This window comes from Mucilaginibacter sp. GW822-FHT03E02 (assembly GCF_058801545.1).
Genome location: NZ_JBXANJ010000001.1, coordinates 5,701,641 through 5,716,025, shown reverse-complemented (window position 1 = coordinate 5,716,025; position 14,385 = coordinate 5,701,641). Strand labels below are relative to the sequence as shown.

General features: G+C 43.7%; 10 protein-coding genes and 2 tRNA genes. 2 read left to right on the top strand and 10 right to left on the bottom strand.

The window, feature by feature from the left end; translation table 11 throughout:
- Nucleotides 1-108: 108 nt before the first annotated feature.
- From AC1RM2_RS23720 to rpsU, 5 genes are all read right to left on the bottom strand, one after another.
- Nucleotides 109-189 (bottom strand) — tRNA-Tyr (locus AC1RM2_RS23720).
- 66 nt (nt 190-255) lie between these two features.
- Nucleotides 256-328: transfer RNA gene (locus AC1RM2_RS23715), tRNA-Thr, on the bottom strand.
- 249 nt (nt 329-577) lie between these two features.
- The gene (hpf, locus tag AC1RM2_RS23710; RefSeq protein ID WP_477364703.1) at nt 578-925 is read right to left on the bottom strand and encodes a ribosome hibernation-promoting factor, HPF/YfiA family; all 348 of its coding nucleotides are present in this window, start codon (nt 923-925) and stop codon (nt 578-580) included.
- Nucleotides 926-939: 14 nt separating this feature from the next.
- Entirely contained in the window at nt 940-1,887 is a 948-nt protein-coding gene (locus AC1RM2_RS23705) for a tyrosine-type recombinase/integrase (protein WP_317131353.1), read from the bottom strand.
- Nucleotides 1,888-1,935: 48 nt separating this feature from the next.
- Entirely contained in the window at nt 1,936-2,130 is a 195-nt protein-coding gene (gene rpsU, locus AC1RM2_RS23700; protein ID WP_090642938.1) for a 30S ribosomal protein S21, read from the bottom strand.
- Between the two features lie 417 nt (nt 2,131-2,547).
- On the opposite strand from rpsU, the gene AC1RM2_RS23695 reads away from it, so the two are divergent.
- The gene (locus AC1RM2_RS23695) at nt 2,548-8,532 is read left to right on the top strand and encodes a DUF2341 domain-containing protein (protein ID WP_492987603.1); all 5,985 of its coding nucleotides are present in this window, start codon (nt 2,548-2,550) and stop codon (nt 8,530-8,532) included.
- Between the two features lie 79 nt (nt 8,533-8,611).
- Here AC1RM2_RS23695 and AC1RM2_RS23690 read toward each other — a convergent pair whose 3' ends face one another.
- The 5 genes from AC1RM2_RS23690 to AC1RM2_RS23670 form a co-directional block, all read right to left on the bottom strand.
- A complete protein-coding gene (locus AC1RM2_RS23690) occupies nt 8,612-9,241 on the bottom strand; it encodes a hypothetical protein (RefSeq protein ID WP_492987602.1) in 630 nt (209 codons plus the stop codon).
- Between the two features lie 146 nt (nt 9,242-9,387).
- Nucleotides 9,388-9,498, bottom strand: a complete 111-nt coding sequence (locus tag AC1RM2_RS23685; protein WP_492988271.1) for an acyl-CoA dehydrogenase family protein — start codon at nt 9,496-9,498, stop codon at nt 9,388-9,390.
- Between the two features lie 16 nt (nt 9,499-9,514).
- Entirely contained in the window at nt 9,515-10,693 is a 1,179-nt protein-coding gene (locus AC1RM2_RS23680) for an acyl-CoA dehydrogenase (protein WP_492987601.1), read from the bottom strand.
- A gap of 276 nt (nt 10,694-10,969) precedes the next feature.
- Entirely contained in the window at nt 10,970-11,497 is a 528-nt protein-coding gene (locus AC1RM2_RS23675; RefSeq protein ID WP_492987600.1) for an adenine phosphoribosyltransferase, read from the bottom strand.
- Nucleotides 11,494-12,360, bottom strand: a complete 867-nt coding sequence (locus AC1RM2_RS23670) for a ComEA family DNA-binding protein (RefSeq protein WP_492987599.1) — start codon at nt 12,358-12,360, stop codon at nt 11,494-11,496. The genes AC1RM2_RS23675 and AC1RM2_RS23670 overlap by 4 nt, the downstream gene beginning before the upstream one ends.
- A gap of 74 nt (nt 12,361-12,434) precedes the next feature.
- Here AC1RM2_RS23670 and AC1RM2_RS23665 point away from each other — a divergent pair, with 74 nt between their 5' ends.
- Nucleotides 12,435-14,189, top strand: coding sequence for a bifunctional lysophospholipid acyltransferase family protein/GNAT family N-acetyltransferase (locus AC1RM2_RS23665; protein ID WP_492987598.1), 1,755 nt, complete (start codon nt 12,435-12,437; stop codon nt 14,187-14,189).
- Nucleotides 14,190-14,385: the final 196 nt, after the last annotated feature.

Sequence of the window (14,385 nt, the reverse complement as noted above, 5' to 3'; positions counted from 1 at the left end):
CCTGCTGATAATACAAATTCGTAAACCTTTTTTAATCAAGTTAGCAGTTCCCAATCATCTGATAACTTTAACTGCTATCTGAAAACTGAAAACTGCCTACTCAATAAGTGGGGAGAGAAGGATTCGAACCTTCGTAGCCGAAGCAGCGGATTTACAGTCCGCCCCATTTGACCGCTCTGGTATCTCCCCAGTTGTTGATTTCGGATTTGTGTTGTCCAAGATTGAAGCTAAACATCACACCTCCGAAAAAAACAGAGCCTCCTATCGGGATCGAACCAATGACCTACTGATTACAAGTCAGTCGCTCTACCAGCTGAGCTAAGGAGGCTTATTTTTTATTTTACTCTTTCAATTACCGTAACCCTGGGGTTCCGTTTATCGAGCGGCAAAACTAATAAGTTTTTTATATTTTAAAGAACATTCTTTACAAAAATTTACAAGGTATTTTACTACGCTGGCACCTCTCTGAAAGGGATTGCAAATCTACAAAAAAATACCCCGCTGCAAAATTTTTTATCAAAAAAAATCGACGGGCTGTAAACCCGTCGATTTTAACCATAAAATGGCCTTTTTTATATTAAAACCCTTCTTCCACCTCCGTCAGTATCGCCTTTTTGGCGGCTGCATCTGCAATGGTTTTCTTCTGTTTATGCTTTTCAATCTGCTTGCGGAGGCTTTCAACCGATAAATCGGTAGCTTCTTCAAAACTTTTACATTTTTCTTTGGCAAAAATCTGGTTACCCGGCAACAATAGTTTAATCTCGGCAATTTTATTTGCCTCATCTTCCACATTCTCAAGCTTTAAGTACACTTCGCCACTAATTATATGGTCGTAAAAGGTTTCGAGCTTATCAACCTTTTTCTGAATAAAATCTAATAATTTCCTGTCTGCGGTAAAATGAATTGATTGCACTGTAATTTTCATGTTTCCTCCTTTAATTACGCCTTTGGATGGGCTTGTTTGTAAATAGACTTTAATCGTTCAACTGAATTGTGTGTATAAATCTGAGTAGCGCTAAGGTTAGCGTGCCCCAAAAGTTCTTTAATGGAGTTCAGGTCGGCCCCATTGTTGAGTAAGCTTGTTGCAAATGTATGCCGCAGTACATGCGGGCTTCTTTTTGTTTGGGTTGATATGTTAGAGAGGTATTTTTGCACTATCAAATAAATTAGTTGCCGATAAGCGTCGGTACCTTTACTTGTAACGATTAACATTACCGAAATGTTATGAAAATTTTGATTTTTCTTTAACTCCAGGTAACGGCCAAGTAATATTCGCAGTTCGGTATTGATAGGTATAATGCGTTCTTTATTGCGTTTGCCCAGCACTTTTAAAGTGCCTTCATAATCGTTAATATCACTGTCTTTCAGGCCCAACAGCTCGGCAAGGCGTATGCCGGTACCAAACAATAACTCAACTACCAGCTTGTTGCGCATGCCTTCAAAATCATCATCGGTAACAATATCGTTATCCAGCATTTGGGTAAGGCTTGCGCCCTCAACTACTACAGGCAGATGCTTAGGGATCTTTTGCGAACGGATTTTTGATGCCGGGTTTTGCGTAATAACACCCTCCTGCAATAAAAATTTAAAATACTTGCGCAAGGTGGCCATCTTCCGGTTTACAGACCGCCCGGTTAGTTTATGGTCAATCATGCTCACCATCCAGTTGCGGATGTCATGATAGGTAATTTGGTTGGGATGGGTAATTATGGGTTCGGGAACAACAGTGGCATTACCAGGGTTGTTGAGGAAGAGCATAAACTGATCCAGATCTGATTGATAGGCCGATACGGTATGCAGGGAGTACCGTTTTTCGAACTTAATATATTGGATAAAACGCTCTAAAAACATAAAAACTATTTGAACATCCAGAGATTGAATGTACAAATAGTTTTAATATAGTGTTAAGAAAACTGAAAAATTCTTTTGACAGAATTAAACAGTGGTTTCTAAGTTCATATTTTGCTTGTAGATGGCATGTTTAACAACATGACGACGGGTTACAGATTTTTTTTCAAAAGCCTGACGACTGCGAAGTTCTCTTAAAACACCTGTTTTTTCAAATTTCTTTTTGAAGCGTTTCAATGCTTTGTCTAATGATTCGCCGTCTTTTACGTTAATAATGATCATAATTTCCTAAATACCTCCTTTCAAGGGAGGGCAAAGTTAACTATTTGGTTTTGAATATCAAATAGGGAAGTTGAAATAGTTGATTCGGGAATTACCAGGACAAGTGATTTCGTCTGAACGGCGGGTCCGTCGACTGCGGGCGGGGCTTCATTTGTGCCATTGCAAACTTTCGATTAACTACCATTTAAATTTTTCGCCGGCTATAAGTTATATATGCCCTTACCTACTTAGAATTTAAATTTTCGGCTCCCGTATTGCAAGCCTGCCTTTTTAAGGGTAAGCTACCTCGCAGATTAAAACAATACACCATCGAGAAATATAATTTTATTTAATAATTAATCATTAATCTAACATTTAAATTTATTTCTCGTATACATCGGCGTGATACTATAACTAAATATCATTTGCCTTGTAAAAATGAGATCTCGTTTACTTTATCCTTTCTGCTTAGTGGGGTTAACACTGCTGTATAACAATGTGTTGGCAATTGTTCCTACCATTACCTATACTTCGCCAAATGTGTATACTGTTGGCACAGTTATTACCACCCTGACGCCAACCGTTGGCAACGGTGTAAGTGCAATAGGCTTCGGCACAACAACAGCACTTACAGGCGCTACTTTAAACAACCCGCGTGGTGTAGCCATTGATGCTTCGGGCAATATTTATGTAACCAACAGCGGCAATAATACCATCAGTAAATATAACGTAAGTGGCACTTACCTGGGCACATTTGGTACAGGCGCTACAATGTCGTCGCCAAAAGACCTGGTTTTTGACGCATCGGGCAATGCTTATGTATTAAACCTGGGTGCTACACCCGGCACGGGCTCGGTATATAAATATAATTCAAGCGGCGTTTATCAGTCTACTATTCTCAGCAGTTTAAATTATGCGTTGGGGCTTGCTATTGATAATTCAGATAACCTTTATGTTGCCGATCAGGGCGCCGTTACTGTAAAAAAGTACAGCACCAGCGGTACGCTTTTGCTATCGCTACCTACTGCTAATTTAAGCACCCCCCTTGGTGTAGCTGTAGATGCATCGGGTAACATTTATGTATTAAATAACGGATCGGGCAACGTAACAAAATATAATTCGACCGGTACGTTTCAATCTACTTTTCTCAGCGGGTTTACATCTGCACAATCCATAACCATTGATGGCGCCGGAAATTTTTATATAGGTGACGATCCGGCTACTAACATAGTACGCGTTTATAACCCAAGCGGCACCCTGCTTACCAGTAAAGCTATTAACGATCCCCAGGGAATTGCTGTCGACAGTAAGGGGGTCATATATACATCAGCGTACTATGCCAATACCATGAGCAAAACTCCGCCAACTGGCGGCTATTTTTTGAGCGCTGCCTTACCTGCGGGTTTAAGCTTTAACAGTACTACGGGTGCTATTAGCGGTACGCCTACAGCGGCAATGGCTACTACTATTTTTACGGTCACTGCGTATAATGCCAGCGGCGCCGGCAGTGGCACAGTTACTATTACTGTAAACCCTACCGCCCCTACAGGTACCGGCGGCTCAACATGCGGCTCGGGTACGGTAACACTTTCGGCATCGGGAAGCTCACCTTCGGGCGGGGTATACAACTGGTATGCCGCACTTACGGGTGGTTCATCATTGGCAACCGGCGCAACCTACGCACCAACCATAACGGCAACCACTACTTATTATGTAGGCTATACACAAAACGGGGCTACAAGTACACCACGTACAGCTGTAACAGCAACCTATAATGCCGAGCCTGTTTTAGCAACCACGCCAACAAGTCCCACGTCCAGTTTCTATCTTTCTTATTCGTTTACCGGTAATGCAAACGATGGTTCCGGGAATCTCAATAACGGCATACTACAGAATTCGCCTTCACTTACTACTGATCGTTATGGGGCGGGGAGCAGTGCATACAGCTTCAATGGATCAAGTCAATACATTGCCGCATCTATAGCTACGGCAACCAATCCACAAACCTTTTCTATCAGTGTATGGTTTAAAACAAGTTCGGCGGGGGGTAAACTTGTGGGATTTGGTTCGGCACAGCTTACGTCAAGTACGCTTGCTTATGACCGCCATATTTACATGAACAGCAGCGGTCAATTATATTTCGGTGTTAAACCCGGCAGTGCCTACAATACCATAAGTACCACTACATCCTATGCCGATGGTGCATGGCATCATGCCGTTGCTACCATGTCGGCCACCAACGGTGCCAACCTGTATGTTGATGGCGCGTTACAAGCCAGCGATGCCACCATGACATCAGCAGGATCATATGTTGGTTACTGGAGGGTTGCTTATGATAACTTAGCAAGCTGGCCAGGCGCCCCGGCCAGTTATTATTTTAACGGATTGCTGGATGACATAGCTATTTACAAAACCGAGCTGACTGCTGCCCAGGTGTATACATTATATGGTGCAGGCTGCGCCCCCGTTTGCCCCGGCAGCACGCTTACTTTACAAGCCAATACAGTAAGCGGGGCCACTTACTCGTGGTCGGGTCCGGGCGGCTTCACATCTACCTTGCAAAATCCTACTATCGCCAGCGCAACCACAGCCAATGCAGGTACCTATGTACTAACAGTAACCGGTTCCAATGGCTGTACATCGCAATTAAACGTAACCGCAACAGTGAGCACCTTACCATCGGCAACATTTACGGCAACTTCATCGGTAAATATCAATTCAAATGCTACCGTAACTTACACCGGAACAGATCCTTCAACATCAACTTACAGCTGGGATTTTGACGGTGGCACCCCTTCAACCGGCACAGGACAAGGGCCGTTTTCGGTACAATGGGCAACATCGGGCACAAAAACAATAACACTCAATATAACCAACGCAGCAGGATGCTCCTCCTCATCTATACAAAATGTAACTGTAAGCCTGGCTTCTTATGGCAATTATGCTTTTGGAGAGACCATTACCTTAAACACTACTTCGCTTGGCATTACCTCAAACCTTACCAATTTTCCGGCATTACTAAGTATACAGGATAACAACCTGATTATTTCGAATACCTGCACAGATAAAGTACAAAACCCTAACGGGCCTAATTATGATTTTGCATTTGTAAGCGGCAGCAGCGAACTATATTACCAGGTAGAAAGCTATAATCAAACCACGGGTACCTTGCTGGTTTGGGTACAAATACCGAGTTTAACTTATGCAACAAACAATACCATCACTTTTTATTACGGGTCAAAATCGCCAACGGTAACACATAATAGCGCGTTTTTTGCCAACACCTGGGCAAGTAACTACCTGGCCGTATTTCATTTTAACGAGGCAAGTTATACCGGTTCGGTAGCCGATGGTACTGCGGGCGGGCATACCGGCACAACAAGTGGCATGACATCTGCAGATCTTGTTACCGGTAAAATAGGCACGGCTTACAGTTTCGACGGCTCAAGTAAAAAAATTACCACTAACGCCGTATCTGTTACCGGACCATTTACATTATCAACCTGGGTTAAATTAGGAGCTACAGGTATCGATCAAAAAGTGATCACAAACCAAACTGCTGCCGGCTATGCCAGCGGCGGGTATAAAATGGCTGTTTTTACCAATAATATCCCGGAATCGGAAGAGGGGGTTGCAACAAACAGGAACAGCACACCTAACCCGACAGCTTTTACCACCGGCGTATGGCATTATATTCAAACTGTTTATACAGGTACAACTCTTAGCACCTATGTTGATGGATCGCAATATAAAGTTTTAACCACCAGCAACAATCCGACCGCGACTACAAACATGTATATAGGAGTTGGAGAAGGAGGAGGCGTAGTAAGCCCGGGCTTTTATTTTAACGGGATAATTGACGAGCCGCGGGTGTCAAATGTAGCCAAAACAGCCGATTGGCTTAAAGCCGAATATGTGAACCAAAACAGCCCAACTACGTTTACTGCCGTTGGCACAACCGTAACCAATACCACCAACGCGGCCGCCATACCCGGCGCGTTAACTTATACTTATAAAGGGGTTACAAGTACTTATACCGATGCCGCCAACTGGGATAATACTACGGCCGGCACAACCAATCAGGCGCCTGCATTTGATGGTACGGCTACCTTAATTATCCCCACCGGAAAAAGCATTTCCATTAATTCCAACGCCGCTGTTTACGGGCTTACCCTAAGCGGCACAGCTACCGTAAGCCTGAGCGCCAATTTAAGTGTTGCATGTAATATTTATAATCAGGGCACCGGGAAAATAGACTGGAATAATTTAAACACCTCAAAAATAACCTGGAACGGAAGCAGCACTGCGCAAAGCTATAATGGTGCAACCTCTACCGGTTATGCCCACGTAGGCACCATGGAGCTCAATAATTCGGCCGGCGGAACAGTAACCATTAACAGCGATACATTAGATATTTACAACGAGCTAAAAATCACCAAAGGGAACCTCGCGATTGCCTCGGGCGCCATTATGGCGCTTAAAAGCGGCATATCCCAAACAGCATCTGTTGATGCTATTCCAAGCGGGTACAGCATTACAGGAAATGTATACGCCGAACGTTATTTTAAGGCAGGTACCATTGCTGCCAATACCCGGAACTACCGGATTTTATCCTCGCCCGTAAATACGGCAACCGGAGTTTATAACCTGGCTTACCTGAATACCAATTCGGGGGTATTCTCGGGCGTCATGACCGGTGGGCCCACCGGAACAGGCGGCGGGTTTACCGTTACTAATACCAACCCCACGGTTTATTTATACAGGGAAGACCTGCCCGCCAGCAATGCCAACTTCAACTCGGGAAACTATAAGGGTTTAACCAATATCCTGGGCAATACCATTTCTTATTACGCAGGTATAGGCACAGCAACTTATACCACTACCCTGCCGGTGGGCAACGGCTACCTGTTATATTACGTTGGGAACAATGTCAATAATGTGACCTCCGGCACCGCACTGAATAAACAATATCCCTACGGGGGCAGCTTTATCGACCCGGATGCATCTACCTCGGTTGCCGTTGGTACCCTTAACCAAGGCAGCATACCGGTAAAACTATGGTGGAATAGCGGCAGCAGCACCCTAAGCAAAGTGCAAACCGGGTACAACCTGGTTGGCAACCCTTACGCCTCATCGATTGACTGGGATACGTTTTCGCAGAGCACTTCAACCAACGGTATTTACGGTACATCAGTTTCTGCCACCATTTATGTGTTTAATTATTCCAGTAAAAACTTTGGCGCTTACACCGCCTTAACCCCAGGTGGAATCGGCACAAACAACGCAACACGCTACATCGCGAGTAGCCAGGGCTTTTTTGTTCAGGCAACAAACGCAGGCGCCGCCTTAACCTTTAATGAGGCTGCCAAAACAACTGTACAGCCAAATTCATTAGGAAGCTCCTTATATTTATTGATGGGTATCCCCAAAGAAACCAAAACTGGCCTCCTTCGGTTGAAACTGGCCGCTGATCAGGTGAACACCGATGATATTATGATACTTTTCGACCCGGATTCGAAAAACGAATATGAGCCTTTTCATGATGTAGACCGTTTAAAAGGCATCGGGAACATATCTACCCTGGCCAGTTATGGTAACTTAAGTTCCACCATGCTTTCTATTAACCGTATGCACACTGTCGATTCGGCAACGCGGATTAAGCTTCATGTAAATGCAACTAAATACAACAATGCGGATACCCTATCAGGAACAGGCTTTGACTCCCTTGATCCCCGCTACGATGTTTACCTGATTGACCACTACAAAAAAGATTCGCTCTTTTTCAGCAAGTACCGCCAGTATTTGTTTAATATTGATAAAACCGATACTACAAGTTTTGGCGCGAACAGGTTTGAACTGGTGTTTCATAAAAAGGCGTCTTATAACTACCGGCTACTGGGATTCTCGGCAAAAATAGTTAAAGAAGGTATACAGCTAACCTGGAAAACAGAAAACGAAGGCAACCTAACCGGGTTTAATATCCAACGTAAAGATGGCACAAGCGACTTTGTTTCCTTACAATCTATGCAAAGCAACGCGAGCGGCGAATATACCTACATTGACAGGTCGCCTGCCGCTGGTATAAATTATTACCGTTTGCTGCAAGCCGACCCCTTTGGCACTGTTAGTTACAGTAAAGTGATAGCGGTTAATACGGTATCCAATAATACCAGCAACGATCCGATAACCCTTTACCCCAACCCGGTATCAACACAATTTACCATAAAAATCAATACAGATATACCGGCTAAAGTTTTACTGCGGGTAACCAACGCAATGGGGCAAACAGTAATTTACAGGGAAACCGACGGAAATAACATACAGCAATCTGTTACCAGCCTGGTACCCGGAAGTTATATAGTAGAAATTGCCGACAAGGCGACCAGGAATCTGGTAGGCGTTAAAAAGTTTATAAAAAGATAGGCAAAGGCAGGCGGTTGAAAACATGATAACCGCCCGCTTTTTTTTCGAATCTCCGGCTATCGACAAGATTATCAACACGCTATATCTTTTCGCTTTTACCAGTCTTCCACTGCGAAACCACTATATAATCAGACCATATTACATCCTGTCGTATCAACTTGAATGAAGTTGGCCAAGGCATCTTATCATAACGATTGTCTGATTCCCTTTGCACCAGCATTCCCATTTTAAAAATCACAGGGCTGCCTGTTTTTTTGGGGACCAAAACAATAACGTTTTTTACTATATACTGATGAGGCGGTACTACACAAGTTATCGGCGAATTTTTATAACAGATATTCGGTGAAAAAACTTTTAGCTTTTGACGATCTGTTCTGTAAATATCCCACCAGGAACATGACATACTGAGATATCGTAAAGTATCGGCAGATGTATTGGTTAATTTCACCGGTAATTGTACATAATATTCTCTTGCGCCATCGTACAGTGGCCCGTGAAGTATTTCGACTTCACTCTGATCGACAGATAATACAAAACCTTCAATGGCAGGAGGAGAAACTGTAAAATAAGTGATGTTACTATTCCTGCGCAGTGAATCTGCAGCAGTTAATTTTGTTAGAATACGCCGGGGTTTAAAAGTTAAATCCTGGGCATATCCACAATTAACGGCCATCGATAAGATAAAGGTTATCAGAAAATGCTTTTTCAATCTTTAAATATAAAGTTTTGAAAAAGCATTTTTTTATTTAAGAATGTTATTTAATGTTAAATGTAAACCTGCCTGAATCAGAATTTTCAAAATTAAAGAATTTTCAGAATTGCCTACCTTGTCCGCCAATTTAACACAACTCAAAACTACCTCAACACTTCCCTGCTTATCACAATCTTCTGGATCTCGCTCGTCCCCTCGCCTATGGTGCATAGCTTGGCATCTCGATAATACTTTTCTACCGGGAAATCTTTGATTTAACACAACTCAAAACTACCTCAACACTTCCCTGCTTATCACAATCTTCTGGATCTCGCTCGTCCCCTCGCCTATGGTGCATAGCTTGGCATCTCGATAATACTTTTCTACCGGGAAATCTTTGGTGTACCCATACCCGCCGAAAATCTGTACCGCCTCGGTGGCTGCACGTACCGCTGTTTCTGATGCAAAGTATTTGGCCATAGCCGATTGTTTGGTAACCGGCTGGTGGCGGTTTTTCAGATCGGCAGCTTGCATAATCAACAGTTCAGATGCTTCAATTTCGGTGGCCATATCGGCCAGTTTAAAGGCAATGCCCTGGAAGTTGCTTATAGGCTGCCCAAACTGCCTGCGCTCTTTTGAATAGGCTACGGCCGCCTCGAAGGCGCCTTTAGCTATGCCTAATGATAAAGCTGCTATAGAAATGCGGCCACCATCCAACACCTTCATGGCCTGTTTAAAACCTTCGCCTTCGGCGCCCAACAGGTTTTCTTTGGGTACGCGGCAGTTATCAAATATCAGTTCGGTAGTTTCAGATGCGCGCATGCCCAGCTTGTTTTCTTTTTTGCCATGGGTAAAACCGGGCGTACCTTTTTCAATAACCAGCGCCGAAATACCGTGCGAATCGCCTTTTGCCCCGGTGCGCACCATTACCACGGCCACATTACTGCTTTTGCCGTGGGTAATCCAGTTTTTTGATCCGTTTACTATGTAGTGGTCGCCATCTAAAACGGCGGTGGTATTCATTCCCAAGGCATCGCTGCCGGTGTTGGCTTCTGTTAGTCCCCAGGCTCCTAACCACTCGCAGGTAGCCAGTTTGGGAAGCCACTTCATTTTTTGTTCTTCGCTGCCAAAAGTGAGGATATGGCCGGTACAAAGCGAATTATGCGCGGCTACTGATAAACCTATCGAACCACAAACCTTGGCAATTTCCACAATAACGGTTACATATTCAAAATAGCCAAAGCCAGATCCGCCATATTGCTCGGGTACCAGCACGCCCATCATGCCCAGTTCGCCTAATTGCTTAAACAATTCAATGGGGAAATGTTGCGCTTCGTCCCATTCCATTACGTGGGGTTTAATGTGGCGCTCAGCAAAATCTTTGGCCATCTGGCCCACCATACGCTGATTTTCACTGGTAGAAAAGTCGAATCCATGCATTGCGGGATCGTCTGTAAATAAGGTTTCCATACTAATTTATATAACTGGTTATACAAATAAACGATTAAAGTATGGGTAAAGTTTCATCCGAAACACCGGGTAATCATAGTACAAAATGGTATACGGTATGAATATTAGGTTTAGTTGAAATAGGGTAGTTTTTAGGTAAGAAAAGGGGCGAAAATATTTTTACTAAATATTTAAACAACATTGCTATTTACCGATTAGTAGCTATTTTTATATTCAGTTATGTCCATTTGCGCTTTTTTTTAGATTGATACTGACTAACTACCTGATACTTTAAAGTTAATACTCTGCCAATACCACCAGCGTATCGCTTATTGGCGCTATCCGTTCGCGGCCTTTCAGGAAGCCCAGCTCCACTACAAAAGAGAAGCCGGCTACTATGCCGCCCATCTCTTCAATCAGTTCACTGGCTGCAGTTACGGTACCGCCGGTAGCCAGCAGGTCGTCATGGATCAGGATGTGCTGGCCGGGTTCAAAAGCATCGGTATGGCACTCAATTACCGCTTCGCCATACTCCAGTTTATAGGCCTTACGCTTTATAGTATATGGCAGCTTGCCCGCCTTACGTATAGGTACAAAGGGAACGCCCAATTTAGAAGCCAGTGTAAGCCCGAATAAAAACCCGCGACTTTCTATCCCCGCAATCACATCTATTTTGGTACCCTTCAATTGCTCCACAAAAGCATCAATAATACTATCGCACAGGGCAGGGTCTTTTAAAATGGGGGTTATGTCCTTAAATATTATCCCCGGCTTCGGGAAATCAGGAATATCGCGGATGGCTTTCTTTATTTGCTCGGTAATCATTTAAAAACTAAATAAGGCCCAATTTTACGCAAAATTCCGTCATCAAGTATAGCAATATTTTTCATTTCAGCTATCGATTCATAATCGCCGTGCTGGTTGTGGTATTCTATTATCGCATTTATCTGCTTAAAGCTCAAGTATGGGAAGCGCCGCAGCTGGTCGAAGGTGGCTTTATTGATATCAAGCCTGGTAATATGGCTGCCGTTTACAGCAATGCCGTTTTTAATTTCGGCATACTTGCTATCATCTACACCAAATACCTCTTTCAGCTGTTCTTTGCTGTAAAAACCGCCAAGCCTGTCCCGGTACCTGATAATACGCCTGGCGAATGAAGGCCCAATGCCCCTGATCATCGTCAGTTTAGCCGAATCGGCGCTGTTTATTTCTATAATTTCACCGGGCGCCGCTTTCTTAGTGTAATTATCGGTGGCCGGCAGGTTAATGTAGGGTTCCAGCCGTTGGTAATCAGCATCAGTTATAGCGTATATTTTTTTAACGTCGGCTTTTGCATAAAACCGGCCACCTTTGGCCTCATAGTTTTTTATTACTTTGACCTGATCTGCGCTCAGCCCCAGTTTCTCCCATTCTGCCTCGGTTAAATTGTTGGGATTAAATGCAAATAACGCAGCTTTCAGGGGCTTCCTGCTACTTGCCGGGCCATTTGCTGCTGTGCTGGTGCTATCTGCTTTGCTTAGCATTGCAGCTGCTTTATCAAACTCTTTAAAATTTATTGTATTATCTTTGCGGATGGTTTGATACGCGTATGGCGCCGCTAAAATCAATGCTATTAAAATAATCAACACTACCATTCCGTTCCATTCTTTTTTGGTTACCGAAAGATAGTTTTTTACAGGTGTTTTCATTTGCAGCATTATCAACCGTAAATTAATAAAAATTTCAGGACACCTATTTGACAATTAATTCATCTATCTAAAAAATGAAAGTAATAACCACCGAAGAGTTTGCCAAAGCCACTAAACTGGATAAGCTGAAAATGCCTGGCCTGGCCGCTTTATTGATGGAAATAATGAAAATTAACCAGGTTAATGAACTGTTTGCACAGGCCCAGCCTAAGCAAGGCATCGAGTTTATTGACGCTATATTAGCAGGGTGCGGCATCGATATTGAATTTGACGAGCGCGACCTGAGGCACATTCCCAAAACCGGCAGCTTTATTGCCATAGCCAATCACCCATATGGTGGCATTGAGGGCCTGGTGTTGTTAAAAATGTTATTAACGGTAAGGCCGGATGCTAAACTGATGGCCAACTTCCTGCTTAAAAAAATCCCAAACCTGAGCGATTTTTTTATTGCTGTAAACCCGTTTGAAAATGTGGAGCACTCGTCAAGCATCAGCGGCCTGAAAAACACGCTCGAGCTGTTAAACAATGGTACGCCGATAGGCATATTCCCGGCCGGCGAGGTATCTACCTTTAAAGTAGAGCAACAACAGGTAACCGACCGTTTATGGCACCCCGTAGTAGGTAAAATTATCGCGAAGGCAAAAGTGCCTGTTATCCCAATCTACTTCCATGGCAACAACGGCTTATTGTTTAACCTGCTTAGTATGATACACCCCGCCCTTCGCACGGCCAAACTACCGTCGGAGTTATTTAACAAGCAAGGCCATACCATTAAACTACGCATAGGCAAACCCATTAATGTATTGGATGTGCCCGACTATAACAACAGCGCCAAGCTGCTTAATTTTTTACGCGCCCGTACCTACGCTTTAGGCACCGGGCTTGAAGAGGAAAAAAAGATTTTTAGTCCGCGTAACCTTTTCAAAATAAAACGGCAGCCAAAGGATATAGTGCCCGAAATAAGCGTGGATATACTTGAAAAAGAGGTTGCCCCGCTGCGCGATAACTATAGAATATGGATAGAAAAGAACTACGAAGTATTTATAGTACCAACCTCGGTGATCCCGAATGTCATCCGGGAAATTGGCCGCCTGCGTGAAATAACCTTCCGCGATATTGGCGAAGGCAGCAACAAAGCTATCGACCTTGATGAATACGACATTTATTACAACCACCTGTTTATATGGGATTTTGAGGCCAAACTTATAGTTGGCGCTTACCGTATTGGTTTGGGCGATGAGATATTTTACAGCGTAGGCAAAACAGGCTTTTACCTTAACGAATTGTTTAAGTTAAAAGCTCAGTTTACCCCGGTGCTGCGTAAAAGTTTGGAGCTTGGCCGCTCATGGATCCGCAAGGAATACCAAACTAAGCCACTGCCTCTGTTTTTACTTTGGAAAGGCATCCTCAAATTCCTGATTGATAACCCCAGGTACCGCTATTTGATAGGGCCGGTAAGCATCAGTAACTCATTTTCTAAATTCTCCAAATCGCTCATCGTCGATTACATTAACCGCAACCATTTTGACCATGAACTGGCGCAGTATGTAAAGCCACGCAAAAAATTCAAAGTTGATTTTTCGAGCATAGATACCGACCTGTTGATGGCCGGCGAAGACAGCTTTAAGGGGCTTGATAACCTGATATCGGAAGTAGAAACGCGCAATATGAAAGTGCCCGTATTGCTGCGCCAGTACATCGCGCTTAATGCCAGGATCATCAGCTTTAACATCGATCCTAAATTTGCCGATTGCCTTGACGGCTTCCTGGTGCTCGACCTGGAACAAGTGCCGCAGGATATATTGGAAAAACTGGGTAAAAACCTGTAAGGTAGCATTCATAATACTATCCATCTCAAACACTCTATTGGCCTCCACCGGAGTGTTTTTGTTTTAATACATGGTTGCCCTGCAGCAAACTTATGCTCTGAATAACCTGGATGAACCGCTTTGAAATGCCCCGAAAGATCATGTAGGAAACAAACCCCATACTAAAGATGCCTGCCTTCATACAAAAGGTACTTAA